Source organism: Pedobacter africanus, assembly GCF_040548825.1.
Classification (GTDB): Bacteria; Bacteroidota; Bacteroidia; order Sphingobacteriales; family Sphingobacteriaceae; genus Pedobacter; species Pedobacter africanus_A.
In genome coordinates this window covers 1,170,816-1,189,073 of record NZ_JBEPSL010000002.1, presented here as the reverse complement: position 1 = coordinate 1,189,073, position 18,258 = coordinate 1,170,816, and the positions used below count along the sequence as shown (strand labels likewise).

The following is an 18,258-nucleotide window of genomic DNA, read 5'->3' as shown; positions in this document are numbered from 1 at the left end:
GATTCAAAAAATCTTTTAAAGGTATGTATGGCCTTTGCCTCTATGGCGCAGGTTGTACGGTAATTGTTATTTTTTTGGGGTAAAAGCAGCCGCTGGAATTTTCCGGCGGCTGCTTTTTTTAATGCAGATCTGCGGGAACGGCAACGTTCTTTTTAAACTTCTGCAGGTACAATAAGGGGATTGAGCAGAGCAGGATCAGTCCGGCCACCCAATAGGCATCGCTATAGGTGAGCAGGAGCGACTGCTTGGTTACTGTACCTTCTATGGATTTTGCGGCCAGCATTTTGGCATCCAGGTAGGAATAGCCTTTGGCCATAAAACTTTTGATAAAAGCATTGAACCTTTCGGTAAATGCCGGATTGTATTCGTTGATGTTGACCAGCAGGTTGCTGCGGTGGAAGCCCTGGCGCACATGGATCAGCGTGGTTAATGCGGCAATCCCGAAAGATCCGCCCAGCTGCCTCATCATGTTGTTGAGGCCCGAACCCTGGCCTATTTCCGGGCCTTTCAGGTCCTGGATGGCTAAGGTGGTTAAAGGCACGAACAGCAGCGCCATACCCACACCCCTGATCATCAGCGGCAGGAAAAAGTCGTTGGTACCCGATTGCAGGGTAGACTTGCTGAGCATGTAGCAGAACACGAAGAACAGGAACATTCCGATGGTGGCCATGAACTGTGCCGGGATGTTTTTCTTCAGCATGATGCCAATAAAGGGCATCATAACAATGGTGCAGAGGCCTCCTGGAAACAGGAGTTCCCCGGTTTGCAGCGGAGAGAAGCCCAGCAGGTTCTGACAGAATACCGGGAATACGAATACGGAGCCGTACAAGCCAAATCCCAGGATAAAGGATGTGAACATCCCTACGGAAAAGCTGCGGTGCCGCATGATCTTAAAGTTGACAATGGGATGGTCTGTGCTCAGCTCGCGCCAGATGAACAGGAGCAGGCCAAGTACCGAGGTGACAGCCAGTGCCGTAATGTATGGTGTGGCAAACCAGTCTTCACTTTCGCCTTTCTCCAGTACCGTCTGCAAGCTGCCCACGGCTACGGCCAGCAGGAGGATCCCCCACCAGTCAACCGGCATTCCTTTCCCGTCTTTCGGGGTTTCGCGGACAAACATATAGGTACAGTAAGCCGCAAGGATACCAACGGGTATATTCACATAAAATATGAGCGGCCAGGTGCTGATTTCGAGTAGGTAACCCCCGATGGTGGGGCCTACGGTAGGGCCCACTACAGCGCCCAGTCCGAATAAAGCAGTGGCAATGCCCACATCTTCCCGGGGCCAGGTTTCAATCAGGATGGCTTGAGCGGTCGAGATCAATCCCCCGCCGGCAAGGCCCTGTAAAATACGGAAGGCAATGAGCTCTTCCAGGTTGGTCGCATTTCCGCAGAGGAAGGATGCGATGGTAAACAGGACGATGGAAAAGAGGAAGTAATTCTTCCGCCCGAAGCGGCTGCCCAGCCAGCCCGACATGGGGAGAACGATTACGTTGGCAACGGCATAGCCTGTAGATAACCAGGCCACATCTTCCAGTGTTGCGCCCAGGTTACCCTGTATCTGCGGTATGGCCACGTTGACAATGGTCGTATCAATCAGCTCCAGCAGGGAGGCTGTGATCACTGTAAAGGTGATGATCCACTTTTTTAAACCTTTTTCGGCCATTTTTTAGTCTTTTATAGAAACAGAAACTTTTACACTCATTCCCGGACGGAGTTTGGCAAGAACAGCTTCTGAGGCTTTGGTGATCTTTATTTTTACAGGCACACGTTGTACTACTTTTACAAAGTTCCCTGTTGCATTGTCTGGTGGCAGCAGCGAACCCTTTGCTCCGGTAATCGGGGCGAAATTGTAAACCTCACCGGTTACTTCTTCATTTGGATAGGCATCCACCTCAATTTTTACCTTTAAGCCGGTTTTGATGTCTTCCAGCTGGGTTTCTTTAAAATTTGCCGTAATGTAAATGCTGTTGTCGTTTACGATGGAGAAGAGCGATTGTCCGGCTTGTACCAGCTGGCCTTTCTGTACATTCTTTTTAGAGACAATTCCTGTAGCAGGGGCCTTGATCTCGGTATAAGACAATTGGAGGCGTGCAAAATCTACGTCGGCCTGGCGCTGGGTTACCCCGGTATTGCTTACTGTTAATTGTGACTGGGTGGTGCCTACCTGTTTTACCGCGGCATTGTACTGATCTGTAGCGGCAGTAAATGCAGCCTGTGCAGATTCCTTCTGGGCTTTGGCCTGATCGAAAGCCTGCTGGGTTACAGAACCGTCTTTAACCAGGTTGGCATAACGCTCATAATCTTTTTGCGCAAGGGTCAGTTTTACCTTTGCCGCTTCGATATTGGCTTTAGCAGTACTGGTATTGGCCGCTGTAGCCGCAATCTGGGATTGGGAAACCCCAACACCTGCACTTGCGCCTTTCTGACCGGCCAATGCCTGTTCCAGCTTAACTTTATAATCGCTGTCGTCCAGCTTCACCAGCACATCACCTTCCTTTACGCGGGTGTTCTCTTCAAATTTAATTTCCTGTACGTATCCGCCTACGCGGGCAACAACAGGGCTGATGTCGCCGTCAACCTGTGCATCATCGGTGTCCACGTGTTTGCTGTAATAGATGTACTCTTTTGTGCCGAATATGGCGCCTAATAGGATCAGTACGCCCAGTATGATGGGTATAACTTTATTCTTTTTTTTCTTTTCAGTTGTCATTGCCTGATTTGTTTTGGTGTTTTATTGAGAAATTTTTCCGGTAGATTTCAGTAAGGTATAATAGGCCAGTCCGGCATCGGCCTTGGCCAGTTCCAGGTTAATTTTGGCCTGGTAAAGCAGGGTTTCGGCGTCTATTCTGTCTATCGCCGAAGCCACATTGTTTTTGTATTTTGAAGCCAGGAGCTTGTCGTTCTCTGTTGCCTGGGCAATCGAGGTTTCCAATACCTTGATCTTATCCAGCGCCAGCTGGTAGTTCTGGTAATTCTTATTGATCTCGGTTTTCACCTGATCGGAAAGGATATCTTTTTGGATGCCGACTTCCTTTTGCTGTATGCGGGCATCACTTATTTTGTGTTTGTTGGTCCACAAATTGCCGATGTTCCAGGAAATATTGGCCCCAAGGGTTACCGGCATGATATACTGGTCGGTAGGCGGGATAAACTTGCCGCTTGGGTTGATGTAGTACAGGTTGGCCCCTACACCTACAGTTGGGAGGGTATTGGCTTTAACCGATTTGATATTGATGTCTGCCACCTTGGTCTGAAGGTCCAGCTGGCGCAGTTCCTGCCTTTCGGCCAGTGCCAGCTGCAGGTAATTGCTCAAAGAGGCAATAGGCTTCAGTGCAGCATCCGGTTCGGTAATCTCAATCTGTGTGTTTTCGTCAAGGCCCAGCAGGATATCCAGGTTGTAGTTGATGATCCTCCTGTTGTTTTCAGCCTCCATACCGGTAAGGGAAACATTGGCCTGCTGCAGCTGGAACCTCAGGACATCATTTTTAGTGACGATGCCCTGTTCAAAGAAACGCTGCGATTGTTTGAGCTGTCCGGCAATAGACTCCAGGTTCTGGGCAATTACACTTTTACTTTGCATCACTTTATAGAGGGCGTAATAGGTGTTGATCACCGCGTAGCTTACTTCCTCTTTGTTCTTGTCGGCATCCAGGCGGGCCACATCGCTCAGCAGACGCGTAGATTCTTCGGCATACTTTAATTTTCCACCTCCGTACACCAGTTCTTCTACTGCTGCGGTACCCACAAAAGCATCTGCCCGTTTAGGCAGGTGGATGGGGTTGCCGCCGCCAATGCTTAGTGTGTTGGTCGGGATTTCTGCATGGTTGTATAAGAAAGATGCCTTTGCTGTGGGCAGGGCATTGTCTTTGACCATACTTAACTGTGCAACAGCCTGGTCTATTTTATTTTGGGAGAGCTTTAAATTTTTGCTGTTGGCTATGCCCAGCGCAACGGCTTCGGGTAAGCTCAGCTTTTTGATGTCCTGGGCGTACATAAAGCCGGGCAGCATCAAAGTCAAAAAACATAATTGGATTGATTTATGCATCTTTTTTTGGTGTTAGAAACGTAATGAGGAGCTCTTTTAAATGGGCAATCAGACGTGCGGTAATGATTTCCCGGTCTTCGTCGTTGTTGATGTCGAGCGTAGTACCATAGGTAATTTTAGAAGGGGATACGGCCACATTGCTGATGGTGCCCATAAGGGTTGCGATCAGCATCCTTACATCTACCTGCCTGAAGCTGCCATCGGCAATGCCGGTGTTGATGATCTTTTCGATGACCACCAGATTTTCGGCCATTGCGTTCTTTATTTTAAAGAACATCTCTGGCCGGTGGGGCATGGACAATTCCCTGTGCATCATTTTATGCAGGCTATGGTTACAAAGTACCCTTGCGGCATAACCTTCGATTACTTTGACCAGTTTCTCCATTCCGGAGAGCTTGTCCTGGTTGATGCTCATCAGCTGCGTATTAAAATCGACGATCCTTTTGCTCATGATTTCCATGAACACACCTTCTTTGGAGCCGAAATAATAATTGATCATGGCCATATTTGCACCTGCTTCTTTGGCGATGTTCCGTGTAGAGGTGGCCTCGTAGCCGAGTTCGGCGAAGAGTTTCTCTGCCGCCTCCAGGATACTGGCTTTCTTGTCTGTTTTTTCCATTTGAAATTTGCAGCGACAAAATTAATCAATCGATTGATTAATTTTAAGGTTTGCTGCTTTGTTCAAAATAATTGACCGAAAACTGACAAGTGTTTGTTATTTTTAGGTTTGCCTAAACCATTCTGTTTATCTATGATAACCACGTATTTATGAAGAAAACACAACGATTCAGTCTGGGTATCCTTTTGAGCGGGCTGCTGTTCCTTTCCTTTCATCAGGCGGTTGAACGGGCCGGAGCTACTGAGGCCTGGATCAGGATAAACCAGCTGGGCTACCAGCCCCGGTCAGTAAAAGTGGCTGTTTGGGTCACCAGGAATGAAGATGGGCTTCCATCCAGTTTTGAGCTTGTGGAAAAACAAAGCGGCAAAGTAGTTTATACCGCAGAAAAGATCAGTACTTTTGGCGCCTATGGCCCTTTTAAAAAAGCCTGCAGGTTAAATTTTAGCGATTTTAACACTCCGGGCCGGTATTTCATTCGGGCGGGCGGGGCCGAATCGCCGGAGCTGATCATAGGCAGGGATGTGTATGCAGGGGCCGCCGACTTCGCTTTGCGGTACATGCGCCAGCAGCGCAGCGGCTATAATCCATATCTGAAAGACAGCTGCCATACGCAGGATGGCTATACCATGTACGGGCCGATGCCCGACAGTACACATATAGATGTGAGCGGGGGCTGGCACGATGCTTCCGATTACCTGCAATATGCCACCACCTCTGCCAATGCTACCTATCATTTACTTGCGGCTTACCGGGATTTTCCCGAGGTTTTTACTGATCGTTACCTCGCGAATGGACTTGAGGGGGAGAATGGGAGGGCAGATGTACTGGATGAGGCGGACTGGGGACTGCAATGGCTGTTAAAAATGCATCCAAGGAAGGACTGGCTGTTTAACCAGATTGCGGACGACCGGGACCACAAGGGGCTGCGGCTGCCTACAAAAGATGATGTGGATTACGGAAAAGGCAGGGAGCGGCCGGTTTATTTTGCCAACGGAAAGCCGCAGGGCCTGGGCAAATACCAGAGCAGGGCAACAGGAACAGCCTCTGTTGCCGGAAAATTCAGCAGTGCTTTTGCTCTGGGGAGCAGGCTGTTTAAAGGGATTGACAAAGCCTACGCCCGCAAGCTGGAACAAAAATCATTATCGGCCTATGCCTTTGGCCTGAAGAAGCCCGGGGTACAGCAGACCGCACCAAACCGTGCACCTTATTTTTATGAAGAAGACAACTGGACAGACGATATGGAACTTGCCGCGGCGGAGCTGTACCAGGGTTCGGGCTCCGGAAAGTACTTGCTGCAGGCCGCAGGATACGCGGCTAAAGAACCTGTAAGCCCCTGGATGGGTGCAGATACAGCCAGGCATTACCAATGGTACCCTTTTCACAATTTCGGACATTACGAGCTTGCCAAAACCCGGCATGCGGAGCTATCGGAAAAAGCGAAACAGGATTACAGGGCGGGATTGGAAAAGGTTTGGAAAAAGGCACAGCAAAATGCTTTTTACCGTGGTGTTCCCTTTATCTGGTGTTCCAATAACCTGACCACATCATTTGCCATACAGGCTTTTCTGTACCATCAGCTTAGCGGGGATGCGGCATACGAAGAGTTGGCGCAGGCAAATTTTGACTGGCTGTTTGGCTGTAATCCCTGGGGAACTTCCATGGTTTATGGCTTGCCGGCCTGGGGAGATACGCCGCAGGACCCGCATTCGGCATTAACGCACCTGCACCAGTATCCTTTAGACGGAGGATTGGTTGACGGACCGGTTTACGGCAGCATTTACAGGAACCTGATTGGTATTACCCTGTACCGGCCCGATGAATACGCCGAATTTCAGTCGCCCCTGGTGGTTTATCATGATGATTTTGGCGATTACAGTACCAATGAGCCTACGATGGACGGCACCGCATCCCTGATATACCTGCTGGCGGCCTATCAAAGCCGGATAAACCCATAAAAAAGCTGCAATAATTATACACAGATCAAATAATTCAATATCTTTGGGGCCTAAGAATTAATGTAATGATTAAAGAAGAGAACAACAACACATTTGATTGGGTTTATTATGTACTGGGCCTGTTTTTTGGTATTTTAACTGCGGCTATCATCTCAGGAAGCTTTGGCTGGTCTATTTTAGGCGGAATTATCGGATTTATATTTGGTGCTGTCTTTTTAAACGGAATCGTAAAAGGCCGCGAATACTAATCATTTAACCTTATCAGGGAAAAGGCCCATGAAGAGATTAAGTTTTATCGCAATTCTGGCTGTGCTTACCCTTGGCGCCAGGGCACAGGAGTTAAAGTTTGCGCCTGTAGATGCCAGTCCCGCTGACATTGTCTACTATCCATTAAATTCAGCCAAAGCCAAAGATGGCCCAACGCCATCTATTAAAGTGGTTTATTCCAGGCCTACAAGAAAAGGACGTGAAATTTTTGGGGTGCTGGAACAATTTGATAAAGTGTGGCGCGTTGGTGCCAATGAGTGTACTGAAGTTAAATTCTTCAAACGCGTTGTGGTGGGTGGTAAAACCATTAAACCGGGTACCTATAGCCTGTTTGCTATTCCAAATCCAGGCAAATGGGTATTGATCATCAATAAGCAGACCGACCGCTGGGGAGCGTTCAGCTATAACCAGGCCGAAGATGTTGTCCGGATAGAAGTGCCGGTTGCACTACAGGATAAACCGATAGAAGCCTTTTCGATTACCTTTACGCCCCAACCCAAGGGAGCCAATATGGTATTGGGCTGGGACCGTACTGTGGTAGAGCTTCCTATTGAAATTAAATAGTGCTTTTTTAATGGCCTCCGGCCAGGAATTTCAGGCCCAGAATAGAACCGATCAGCGTGGCAATAAAAAAGATCCGCCAGAAGTTGACCGGCTCTTCAAAAAAGAAAATCCCGACCAAAACGGTTCCTACTGCACCGATGCCAGTCCAAACGGCATATGCTGTACCCATTGGCAGGGTCTGGGTAGCTTTGTTTAGCAAAATAAAGCTCAATGTGATGCAAATGAAAAAGGCAATGCTCCATTTCATGTTGCTGAAATTGTTGGACAATTTTAAACAGGTTGTGAACCCCACTTCAAAAATTCCGGCAATAACTAAGATAATCCAGTTCATAATTTAATAATTTGCCACAAAGATACCCCGATGCCGGCGGCTGGTTTTTTACAAATGTTAAAAAAAGAAGCGCTCAGTATTTTATCTTTATAAAAAATCTCCTTTTGCAGAACATCTTAAATAAAATAAAAGGCATTTATCCTCTTAGTAAGGCCCAGCTGGAGCAGTTGCTGGGGATCATGCAGCGCGTGGAAATTCCTAAAAACACATTGATCATCAGGGCAGAGCGTACAGAAAAATCCATTTATTTTATTGAAAAAGGAATTGCCAGGGCTTTTTGCGAAGGTGCCGAAAGTCAGATCACCTTCTGGTTTGGAATGGAGGGCGACCTGATCCTCTCTTACAACAGCTATATCAATGACCGGCCGGGTTATGAAAGTGTAGAGTTGCTGGAAAACAGCGTCTTGTATGAGATCAAAACGGCGACACTGGAGGCCCTGTTCAAGGAAGATGCCGCATTCGCCAACTGGGGCCGGAAGCTGGCAGAGCTGGAACTGATCAAATCGGAAGAGTGTTTTATCGGCCGGCTCTTTAAGACGGCCACTGAAAGGTACAGCGAATTGCTGCGCGATAACCCTGCATTGGTGCAGCGGATACAATTAGGCTATATTGCCTCTTACCTTGGGGTAACACAGGTCACCTTAAGCCGGATCAGATCGGAAATTAAATAGACCTATTTTTCAGGCCTTTTTAAGGATAGCAACAGTTAACCTGCTGATGCAGTTCATTTTTCCCTTGTCGTTATAGATCCTGATTTCCCATACATGGGTTTTTGAGCCGATGTGCAGGGGCTTACAGACTCCGGTTACCAATCCTGATTTTACAGGCCGCAAATGATTGGCATTGATCTCGAGGCCTACAGCGTAGAATTTTTCAGGGTCTATACACATAAAGGAGGCAATGCTGCCCAGTGTCTCGGCCAGTACAACAGAGGCTCCGCCATGTAAAATACCTGCGGGCTGGTGCGTCCGTTCGTCGACGGGCATGGTTGCCGTCAGGGTGTCTTCCTCCACTTTGGTGAATTGTATGTCCAAAAAAGCGCCCATATGGTTTTTTGGCCTGTCGTTTAATGCTTCGGGGCTAAAGTCGGAAAACCAGATCATAGGTAACGGCTTTTGATAATTTGGGTATGGTGGATCAGATGGCCGGCAATTACAAAAAGAAGGGCGCGTACGCTGATCTGTCTTTTGGAGGCCGTTCCGCTTCTGTTCAGTTCTGTCTCGGTAAGCGAGTTGAAGAGGTAGAGGTTAGACTTTCGCAATAAAGCAAATTCTTCCGATAGGCTAAGCAGGCTTCTGTCGGCAAAATGCGCATTGGCTACATAATCCTCTTCATCAAAACCCGGAAGGGCATGCTGCTCGGCACGGGCAAAGCAGGTTAAGCGGTAGGTAAGGATGCGTTCGGTGTCTATCACATGCCCGGCAAGCTCTTTTATAGTCCATTTGCCCGGTGCATAGGCATAATCGGCTTTTTCGATCAGCGTGTTGAGGAAGTCCGGGAATTCAGATGCCTGTTTTTTCAGTATACCCAATACATCGTCGTCAACCAGGCTGATGTATTGCTCTCCCCACACGGGGTACTCATGTGTTTGAGGTCGGTTCATAAGTTATGCTGCTTTTTAAAATGATACGAAAGGTAGTGCCCTTGCCCAGTTCAGAGTCTTTCACAAAGATCTGTCCGTTGTGGTAATTTTCAATGATCCTTTTGGTAAGTGAAAGGCCCAGCCCCCAGCCCCTTTTGCGGGTGGTATAGCCCGGCTGGAATACGGCATCAAATTTAGACCGGGCGATGCCTTTCCCGGTATCCGTTACATCAATGAATACTTCTTCCTTGGTCAGGTTTTCTATGATATTGATGGTAATGGTGCCTTCATTTTCTATGGCATTTGCTGCGTTTTTAAGCAGGTTCTCAGTCACCCAATCGAACAGTGGAACATTTAGTAAAGCTCTAACCTGTTCATCACCAGTGATTTTGAAAACGATTTTGTCGGAAGTGCGCAATTTGAAATATTCCACAAAATTATAGATCACGGTATAAACTACGTGGTCCTCTACGATAGGTTTGGAGCCTATCTTTGAGAAGCGGTCGGTAATGACTTCCAGCCGTTTAATGTCGTTTTCCATTTCCGCAATCAGGGGGTCCTCTTCGGCGTCAAAGCGGGATTTGATGAGCTCTACCCAGGCCATAAGGGAAGAGATGGGAGTACCCAGCTGATGGGCGGTTTCTTTAGCCATACCTACCCATACCTGGTCCTGTTCGGCCTTTCGGGCCGAACTGAAGGCAATATAGGCGGTAAGCAGGAAGAGGCCGATTACGGCCAGCTGGATATAAGGGAAATAGCGCAGCTGGGTTAAGGTAGCAGAATCTTTATGGTAAATGTACCAGCGGGTATCATCGCCGCCCAGTATTGGGGTTGCAGAATGCTGCTGTTTCATTTTTTTGAGTTCCCGGGCAAAATAAGCGGGGTCATAATTCACACCGGCCTTCTTTTCAAGGTCGTAATTCGTTTTGGTGGAATCCAATCCCTGGTAACTGATGATGTCGCCCTTGGAGTCGGTCATGATCACGGGCAGTTTGGTATTGGTACGGATCAGGTCGATCAGGCCGGTGTAGCGGTCGTCATCGTACATGGCCAGGGTCTGTTCCGTTACCTTAACATAGAGTTGGAACTGGAGCTGTTCCTCGCGCTCCATCTTTTTTACGAAGAAGTCGCTGTAAAAAACAGAAGCTGTGCCAATTAGAATGGCAAAGACAAGTAAAAAGAATTTCCAGCGGCGTTTTTTCTCGTATGGATTCATAGCATATAAAGGCAAATTACAAAATATATATCTTTGCAGCAGTAATTATGGAAAAGAAAGTAAGAGTAAGGTTTGCCCCCAGCCCGACAGGGGGACTTCATTTAGGCGGCGTGCGTACCGCTTTATTCAATTATCTGTTTGCCAAAAAGCACAACGGTACATTTGTATTGCGGATAGAGGATACCGACCAGACCCGTTTTGTAGAAGGGGCAGAAGAATATATTGCTTCCTGCCTGGAATGGTGCGGTTTAAAGCCTGATGAGAGTCCTTCGCTTGGCGGTCCTTTCGGGCCGTACCGGCAAAGTGAAAGGAAGGCAACTTACCGGCAGTATGCTGAACAGCTGGTTGCCAGCGGGCATGCCTACTATGCTTTTGACACGCCCGAAGAGCTGGAGGCCAAACGCAAAGAGATTCCTAATTTTACTTACGGACTGGCAACACGGGCTGAGATGCGAAATTCGCTAACCCTTGATGCTGCAGAAGTTTCGGCCTTACTGGCCGGCAACACACCGCATGTGGTCCGGATTAAAATCCCCGAAAACGAGTTGGTTTCTTTTACCGATCTGATCAGGGGGCATGTAAGCTTTGATACGAACCTGGTTGACGATAAAGTACTCCTGAAAGCCGATGGCATGCCTACCTATCACCTGGCGGTTGTTGCAGACGACAGGGCGATGGAGATCAGCCATGTTTTCAGAGGGGAAGAGTGGCTGCCTTCGGCACCTATCCATATCCTTTTATGGAGGTACCTGGGCTGGGGAGATGAAATGCCTGCATGGGTGCATTTGCCCTTGATCCTGAAGCCGGACGGCAATGGTAAACTAAGCAAAAGGGATGGCGACAGGCTGGGATTCCCCGTTTATGCACAAAACTGGACAGACCCAAAAACCGGCGAGCTGACCAAAGGTTTTAAGGAGCTTGGTTTTATGCCGGAAGCATTTGTAAACCTGCTGGCGATGCTGGGCTGGAACGATGGTACCGATCAGGAGTTGTTTTCTATGGGCGAACTGATAGATAAGTTTTCAGTAGAAAGGATCAGTAAGGCTGGTGCAAAGTTTGATTTTGAAAAAGCCAAATGGTACAACCATGAATGGATAAAAAAGAGTACAGCACAGGAACTGCTTCCATTTGTAAAAAAAGCTTTTGCCGCTGCGGATACAGAAACCGGAGAAGATGTACAGCTGGTGAAAGTGATTGACCTGATTAAAGACCGTTGTAACCTGCTTGGTGATTTTGTTGCGCAGGGAGGTTACTTTTTTAAAGCTCCGGGGAATTATGACCTGGATGCAGTAAAACCAAAATGGACTGCTGAAAAGGCTGCTTTTTTTGAAGCCTATACTTCGGAGCTGGGGGATGGACAGCAAGCGGCAGCGCTGGAGGAAAAGTTTAAAACACTGGCTGCAGCGCATAGTTTTAAGCCCGGAGAGCTGATGCTTCCTTTGAGGGTGATGCTTGTTGGCGGAAAATTTGGCCCTGGCGTGTTCGACATTGCGGTGAACCTCGGCGCTGCAGAAACTATCGAAAGAATCCGTAAAGCTATAGCTGTATTTAATTAATCTTATATTCTTTTATTTTTGGTATAACAATTGTCGCAAACTTTTATTAACCAAATAAACAGGATATATATGCAATGGTTCGGAAAAGGTAGCAGTAACGTTGATGACAGGAGGGGGATGAGTGGTGGTAAGGTGCTTGGTGGTGGCGCGGCCATCATCGTTGTAGTTTTAGGTCTGATCTTCGGACAGGATTTCTCTGGCTTGGTAAGCCAGCTCCCTGTTGGCCAGCAGGCCCCTGCAGAAGGCAAAAGAGGGGTGCCCACCGATGTTGAAGGGAAGTTTGTTGCCGGTGTACTGGAGTCGACTGACTCGGTATGGGTAGCACAGTTTCAGCAAATGGGGCGTGAATATGAGGCCCCGGTACTTACTTTGTTCGACAATATGGTGGCATCGGCCTGCGGCAATGCCAGTTCAGCGGTAGGGCCGTTCTATTGCCCGGCCGATCATAAAGTATACATTGATTTAACATTTTATAAAGATTTAAAGGACCGTTTTGGTGCTGCCGGGGATTTTGCGCAGGCTTATGTGATTGCGCATGAGGTTGGACACCACGTGCAAAATCTGCTGGGAATCTCAGAAAAGGTACAGCGGGAAAGGGCACGGTTAAGCGAAGTGGAATACAATAAACTTTCCGTTAAGCTGGAGCTTCAGGCCGATTTTTTTGCCGGACTTTGGGCACATCACGCACAGAGCCAGGCTAACTTCAGGCTGGACGAGGGAGATATTGAAGAGGCGCTGACCGCTGCAAACGCAATTGGCGACGATAAACTTCAGAAGCAGGCGCAGGGAGAAGTGGTGCCGGACGCCTTTACACACGGTACTTCAGCTCAAAGGATGTATTGGTTCAAAAAAGGGTTTGAAACCGGCGATTTCAGGCAGGGAGATACTTTTAATTCCAACAGGTTATAATTTATACGTTTTGCAACAAAATGATGATATATAAGTTTAAACTTATAAACTTGTATAACTTTAACTGCAAAGTGTTATACAAAAGTAAAGCCTTATTTATGTTTAAATAATGATATTAATAGTAGATGATACCCCAGAGAACCTGATCTCTTTAAAAAAGGTGCTGGAACGGCATAATTTTGAAGTAGATACCGCATCATCCGGAGAAGAAGCCTTAAAAAAAGTACTTAAAAATGAATATGTGCTGATCATCCTGGATGTACAGATGCCTGGAATGGATGGTTTTGAGGTTGCAGAGGCGATTTCAGGCTACAGCAAAGCCAAAGAAACGGCAATCATCTTTTTATCAGCAGCAAATACAGAGCTTAAATTTATCACCAGGGGATATTCATCAGGAGGCCTGGATTATATCACCAAGCCTGTGGATATGGATATCCTGCTATTAAAGGTGAAAACCTTTTACCGCATTTATGAGCAAAGCCGAAAACTTATAGAAATACAAAAAGCCCTGCTGGATGAAATTGAATTCAGAAAAAAGGCGGAACGTAAAAAGGATGAATTCATCAGTATTGCCAGTCACGAATTAAAAACGCCTCTAACCAGTGTAAAGGGCTACGTCCAGCTGCTGGGTAGAAGTGTGGACAAAGGCGATATCCCTACGGTTAAAAAGCATCTGGCCAAAGCACAGGTGCAGCTGGAAAAATTGAACGAGTTGATTGCCGATTTGCTGGACATCTCTAAAATAGAAAGCGGGAAACTAAAATTCAACAAAAAACATTTTGTGCTGGATACCCTGCTGGATGGTGTTCTGGAGATCATACATCAGGCCAATCCGGAATTTAACTTCATTAGAAAAGGGACTGCGCCCCGGCAGATCTATGCCGATGAGATGCGCATTGAGCAGGTGATCGTTAACTTTCTGACCAATGCCATTAAATACGCTCCGGGAACGAACAGGGTAGAAGTCAATGTGCATACCACAGGCGACAAGTTATACCTGGGGGTTCGTGATTTCGGAATAGGTATTGAACCAGAGTTGCAGAAACATGTATTTGAAAAATTTTACAGGGTTGAGGAAACTTCAATACATTTCCAGGGTTTAGGTATAGGTTTGTATATCTCGGCCGAAATTATTAACCGTCATGGTGGTGAAGTAGGGGTCAAAAGTAAATTGGGCGAGGGTTCGGAATTTTATTTCACCCTGCCGCTGAACACTGTTCCGGTAACAGATTAAAACAGTATTTATGAGTAAAAAATCTATAAAAAATAACCTTCGCATTGGTTTGGGGCTATCGTTGCTGGTATTGTTCATTACCTCGCTGGCCTCTTACATCAGTATCAAAAATCTCATCAGTAGCGGAGAGATGGTAGCACACAGCAATGAAGTCATGACCAGGCTGGATGGCGTGATTTCTACGTTAAAAGATGCTGAAACCGGACAAAGAGGGTATTTGCTGACCGGGGAAAAAGATTTTTTAGCCCCCTATGTAGGTGCAAAACAAAATGCGCTTTATCTGCTGGATGAGGTAGGTAAAGAGACCGTGGATAATCCTGTACAGCAAAAGAATGTTAAGAAACTGCGTGAGATTATTGTGGGCCGGCTGGAGATCTTGCAGAAGACCGTTGGCATAAAAAGCAGGGGCGGGAACGTAAGCGTTGCGGAGCTGGTGAACGGAAAAACCTATATGGATGCCGCTCGTGATTTGATCAAGGTGATGCAGACAGAGGAGAAACGCTTATTGGAGCTGCGAACAGCCGATATGAACAAGCTGGCCGGTTATACGCCACTACTCATTATCCTGGCCGCTATCATTGCGGTTTTAATCACTTTCTTTTTTTACCGCAAAGTCTCTCACGATTTTAATGTCCGCACCCAATTACAGGAGGAACTGCAGCGAAAACGTGAAGAAATGGACAACAGGATTGCTGTTATTCAGGGAATTGCGGGCCAGATTTCCAAAGGGGATTACCAGGTGCGGCTTGATGAGGCCGAAAGGGACGACCTGGGGAGCCTGGCAGGCTCACTGAACAGCATGGCCGAATCCTTGCAGTATTCTTTTTCATTGCTGGCAGATAAGGAATGGCTGCAATCGGCCATAGCGGCGTTGAACGATAAAATGGTAGGCGAAAAAAGTGTACCTGAGCTGGCCAATGATATCCTGGAAAGTATAATTGAACACACCCATAGTCAGGTTGGGGCATTTTACCTGCTGGAAGAAGATAAAATGCTTCATCTTGCAGGAAGTTATGCTTTGATGGATGGGTATAAAACAGCACAGCTAAAGGCTGGAGAGGGACTGGCGGGACAGGCTTTGCAATCGGGCAAACAGATGCTGATCAATGAGATCCCTGAAGGGGAACTGACCATCAGCTATGCGGCGGGAAATACACGGCCCAGAAATGTTGTGGCGGTTCCGGTGATCAGGGACGGTATTGTGACCGGTGTGATGGAATTTGGCAGTCTGCATACTTATACCCCCCTACAGCTCGAATTTCTCCATAACATTTCGCACAATATCGGAATTGCCATTCATGGTTCGCAAAACCGGAAAAGGTTGCAGGAGTTTTTAGAGGAAACCCAGGCCCAGGCAGAAGAACTGCAGGCGCAGCACCGGGAACTGGAAGGCTTAAATGCCGAACTGGAGGCCCAGACACAGCGGATCCAGACTTCAGAAGAGGAGCTTAGGGTACAGCAGGAGGAGTTGCTGCAAAGTAACCAGGAGCTGGAAGAACGGACAAGCTTGCTGGAAGAAAAGAACCAGCTGATACAGGAAAGGAATTTAGATATACAGCATAAAGCCGAGCAGCTGGAGCAGAGTACCAAGTACAAATCGGAATTCCTGGCCAATATGTCGCATGAACTGCGTACGCCTTTGAATTCTATTTTGCTGCTGTCAAAACTGATGTCTGAAAATAAGGAGCTGGATAAAGAATATATTGAATATGCCGAGGTGATACAAAGCTCCGGACAGGGATTGCTGGCTTTGATTGATGAGATCCTCGACCTGTCTAAAATTGAGGCCGGAAAAATGAAGCTCGAATTTTCGGATGTGAATATTGCAGAGGTGGTTACAGATATGCGGTCGCTGTTTGCCCCGCTGGCAAAGAATAAGGCGCTAGAGCTTGTGATTGATGTTGAAGATGAGCTTTTACAGATCAATACCGATAAGATGCGCCTGGAGCAGATTTTAAAGAACCTGCTTTCCAATGCCATTAAATTTACCACAGCTGGAAAGGTTGCATTAACCGTGAACCAGGCTGAAGATGGTAAAAACGTCTTGTTTAAAGTTACAGATACGGGGATAGGCATCCCTCAGGATAAGCAGGGATTGATATTTGAGGCCTTTCAGCAGGCAGATGGCTCTACGCGGCGCAAGTTTGGGGGGACCGGATTAGGACTGTCCATCAGCAGGGAATTGTCTAAGCTGCTGGGCGGGGAAATTGCGCTGACCAGTAAGGAACATGTGGGGAGTGAGTTTACATTTTCACTGCCGGTAAACAGGAATGCAATTGAAAAGTCTGAAGCGGTACAGGATGTTTTGGCCGCTCCGGTCTACGTAGAAAAGCCGGAGCCCGTTATGACAGAAAGGTTTACGGTTGACCGTATCCCTAAAGATATCGAAGATGACCGGGACCATATAGCGCCGGATGACAAGGTGATCCTGATCATTGAAGATGATACCAATTTTGCAAAAACACTGCTGGGCTTTACACGAAAAAGAAACTATAAGGGCATCGTTGCCGTAAGGGGGGATGTGGGTATAGAGCTGGCCAATCATTATAAGCCCCTGGCGATATTGCTGGATATACAATTGCCGGTTAAAGACGGCTGGCAGGTGATGGAGGAGCTGAAGTCGAACCCGGCTACAAGGCCAATTCCGGTGCATATCATGTCGTCACTGGAAGTAAAAAAAGAAAGCCTGTTGAAGGGCGCGGTAGACTTTATCAATAAACCCGTTGCGCTGGAGCATATGCAGCAGATCTTTCAAAAGCTGGAACAGGCTTTAAGCAGGTACCCCAAAAAAGTACTGATTGTAGAAGAGAATAAGCAGCATGCCGAAGCCCTGAGCTATTTTTTAAGCAATTACAGCATCCATACCGAAGTGGCGGGCAATGTGACGCAAAGCATTGATGCGCTGAACAAGCAGGAGGTGGATTGTGTGATCCTGGACATGGGCATCCCCGATAAGAATGCTTATGAAACGCTGGAAACCATTAAGAAAAGCAAAGGGCTTGAAAACCTGCCGATCATCATTTTTACCGGGAAGAACTTATCCAAGGGTGAAGAGAGCCGCATCAAACAATATGCGGATTCCATTGTGGTTAAAACTGCACATTCCTACCAGCGTATTTTAGATGAAGCGGCACTGTTCCTGCACCTGGTTGAAGAGAAAGAGGATGAGAGCAAGCAGAAAAAAACAAATACAGAAAAACTGGGCGGCCTGTATGAAGTGCTGAACAATAAGACCGTACTGATTGCAGACGATGATGTGAGGAACATCTTTTCTTTGACCAAAGCTTTGGAACAGCATAAGATGAAAGTACTGGCCGCTACAGACGGCAAAGAAGCCCTGCAGGTGCTTAAAGAGAGCCCATTGGTGGATATCGTGCTGATGGACATGATGATGCCGGAAATGGATGGATATGAGACGACAAAGGAAATCAGGAAGATGGCTGCCTATAAACAATTGCCGGTTCTTGCCGTAACGGCCAAAGCCATGATGGGCGACCGGGAGAAATGTATTGCTGCAGGCGCATCAGACTATATTTCCAAGCCGGTGGATATTGACCAGCTCATCTCGCTGCTCAGGGTTTGGCTTTACGATAAGGTATAACATATGCTGAAGAATAAAATATTGATAGTGGACGACGACAGCAGGAATATTTTTGCATTGTCGGCCGTACTGAAGGCCAAAGGCTACCACTGTGTATCGGCTGCTGGAGGGCAGGAAGGACTGGATTTGCTGGCACAGGACAGGGACATTACTGTAGTGCTGATGGACATGATGATGCCGGGAATGGATGGCTATGAGGCTATGGCTGTAATGCAAACGGACCCTGTGCTGAAGGATATTCCCGTGATTGCGGTTACCGCCCAGGCCATGGTTGGCGACAGGGAGCGCTGCCTGAACGCCGGGGCATCAGGCTATGTTTCCAAGCCCATTAATGTAGAAGAATTAACCGGGTTGCTTAACCTTTATATTTAGAAAA

The 18,258-nt window shown here is 47.3% G+C and carries 17 protein-coding genes; 9 read left to right on the top strand and 8 right to left on the bottom strand.

The genetic code is table 11. The features are described 5' to 3' along the window. Positions 1–118 precede the first annotated feature (118 nt). From ABIE26_RS15225 to ABIE26_RS15210, 4 genes are read right to left on the bottom strand one after another with little or no spacing between them, the layout of a single operon-like run. Positions 119–1,666 (bottom strand): DHA2 family efflux MFS transporter permease subunit, encoded by a 1,548-nt coding sequence (locus ABIE26_RS15225; protein ID WP_310141679.1) that lies wholly within the window; start codon positions 1,664–1,666, stop codon positions 119–121. 3 nt (positions 1,667–1,669) lie between these two features. Then, positions 1,670–2,713 carry an HlyD family secretion protein gene (locus tag ABIE26_RS15220; protein ID WP_310141681.1) on the bottom strand — a complete coding sequence of 348 codons (1,044 nt, stop codon included), beginning with the start codon at positions 2,711–2,713 and terminating at the stop codon, positions 1,670–1,672. 21 nt (positions 2,714–2,734) lie between these two features. After that, entirely contained in the window at positions 2,735–4,048 is a 1,314-nt protein-coding gene (locus ABIE26_RS15215) for a TolC family protein (protein WP_310141683.1), read from the bottom strand. Further along, a complete protein-coding gene (locus ABIE26_RS15210) occupies positions 4,041–4,667 on the bottom strand; it encodes a TetR/AcrR family transcriptional regulator (RefSeq protein WP_310141685.1) in 627 nt (208 codons plus the stop codon). Before ABIE26_RS15210 ends, ABIE26_RS15215 begins: the two co-directional genes overlap by 8 nt. Before the next feature lie 149 nt (positions 4,668–4,816). On the opposite strand from ABIE26_RS15210, the gene ABIE26_RS15205 reads away from it, so the two are divergent. The 3 genes from ABIE26_RS15205 (at position 4,817) to ABIE26_RS15195 (ending at position 7,453) form a co-directional block, all read left to right on the top strand. Then, positions 4,817–6,622, top strand: a complete 1,806-nt coding sequence (locus ABIE26_RS15205) for a glycoside hydrolase family 9 protein (protein WP_310141687.1) — start codon at positions 4,817–4,819, stop codon at positions 6,620–6,622. 65 nt (positions 6,623–6,687) lie between these two features. Beyond that, a complete protein-coding gene (locus ABIE26_RS15200; RefSeq protein ID WP_084238246.1) occupies positions 6,688–6,870 on the top strand; it encodes a hypothetical protein in 183 nt (60 codons plus the stop codon). Between the two features lie 28 nt (positions 6,871–6,898). Next, positions 6,899–7,453: a DUF2911 domain-containing protein gene (locus tag ABIE26_RS15195; protein ID WP_310141689.1), complete on the top strand. Its 555-nt coding sequence runs from the start codon at positions 6,899–6,901 to the stop codon at positions 7,451–7,453. A 7-nt stretch (positions 7,454–7,460) separates the two neighbouring features. Here the strand turns inward: ABIE26_RS15195 and ABIE26_RS15190 are convergent, their stop codons facing one another. Next, complete coding sequence (locus ABIE26_RS15190) at positions 7,461–7,784, bottom strand: DMT family transporter (RefSeq protein ID WP_310141692.1); 324 nt, start codon at positions 7,782–7,784, stop codon at positions 7,461–7,463. A 104-nt stretch (positions 7,785–7,888) separates the two neighbouring features. Between ABIE26_RS15190 and ABIE26_RS15185 the strand changes: the two genes are divergently transcribed. After that, complete coding sequence (locus ABIE26_RS15185) at positions 7,889–8,455, top strand: Crp/Fnr family transcriptional regulator (RefSeq protein WP_310141695.1); 567 nt, start codon at positions 7,889–7,891, stop codon at positions 8,453–8,455. A 9-nt stretch (positions 8,456–8,464) separates the two neighbouring features. Here the strand turns inward: ABIE26_RS15185 and ABIE26_RS15180 are convergent, their stop codons facing one another. Genes ABIE26_RS15180 through ABIE26_RS15170 form a run of 3 tightly spaced genes read right to left on the bottom strand, consistent with a single transcriptional unit; the run spans position 8,465 to position 10,582 of the window. Beyond that, positions 8,465–8,887, bottom strand: a complete 423-nt coding sequence (locus ABIE26_RS15180; RefSeq protein WP_310141698.1) for a hotdog fold thioesterase — start codon at positions 8,885–8,887, stop codon at positions 8,465–8,467. Further along, a complete protein-coding gene (locus ABIE26_RS15175) occupies positions 8,884–9,387 on the bottom strand; it encodes a DinB family protein (protein ID WP_310141699.1) in 504 nt (167 codons plus the stop codon). The genes ABIE26_RS15180 and ABIE26_RS15175 overlap by 4 nt, the downstream gene beginning before the upstream one ends. Then, positions 9,365–10,582 carry a sensor histidine kinase gene (locus ABIE26_RS15170; RefSeq protein ID WP_310141701.1) on the bottom strand — a complete coding sequence of 406 codons (1,218 nt, stop codon included), beginning with the start codon at positions 10,580–10,582 and terminating at the stop codon, positions 9,365–9,367. The genes ABIE26_RS15175 and ABIE26_RS15170 overlap by 23 nt, the downstream gene beginning before the upstream one ends. A gap of 47 nt (positions 10,583–10,629) precedes the next feature. Between ABIE26_RS15170 and gltX the strand changes: the two genes are divergently transcribed. The 5 genes from gltX (at position 10,630) to ABIE26_RS15145 (ending at position 18,254) form a co-directional block, all read left to right on the top strand. Then, on the top strand, positions 10,630–12,138 hold the full coding sequence (gltX, locus tag ABIE26_RS15165; RefSeq protein WP_310141703.1) for a glutamate--tRNA ligase: 1,509 nt from the start codon (positions 10,630–10,632) through the stop codon (positions 12,136–12,138). Positions 12,139–12,207: 69 nt separating this feature from the next. Further along, positions 12,208–13,047 (top strand): KPN_02809 family neutral zinc metallopeptidase, encoded by an 840-nt coding sequence (gene ypfJ / locus ABIE26_RS15160; protein ID WP_310141705.1) that lies wholly within the window; start codon positions 12,208–12,210, stop codon positions 13,045–13,047. A 109-nt stretch (positions 13,048–13,156) separates the two neighbouring features. Continuing rightward, positions 13,157–14,281: a hybrid sensor histidine kinase/response regulator gene (locus ABIE26_RS15155; protein ID WP_310141706.1), complete on the top strand. Its 1,125-nt coding sequence runs from the start codon at positions 13,157–13,159 to the stop codon at positions 14,279–14,281. Between the two features lie 10 nt (positions 14,282–14,291). After that, entirely contained in the window at positions 14,292–17,882 is a 3,591-nt protein-coding gene (locus tag ABIE26_RS15150) for a response regulator (protein WP_310141709.1), read from the top strand. Between the two features lie 3 nt (positions 17,883–17,885). Next, positions 17,886–18,254 carry a response regulator gene (locus ABIE26_RS15145; RefSeq protein ID WP_310141710.1) on the top strand — a complete coding sequence of 123 codons (369 nt, stop codon included), beginning with the start codon at positions 17,886–17,888 and terminating at the stop codon, positions 18,252–18,254. The last annotated feature ends 4 nt before the right edge of the window (positions 18,255–18,258 follow it).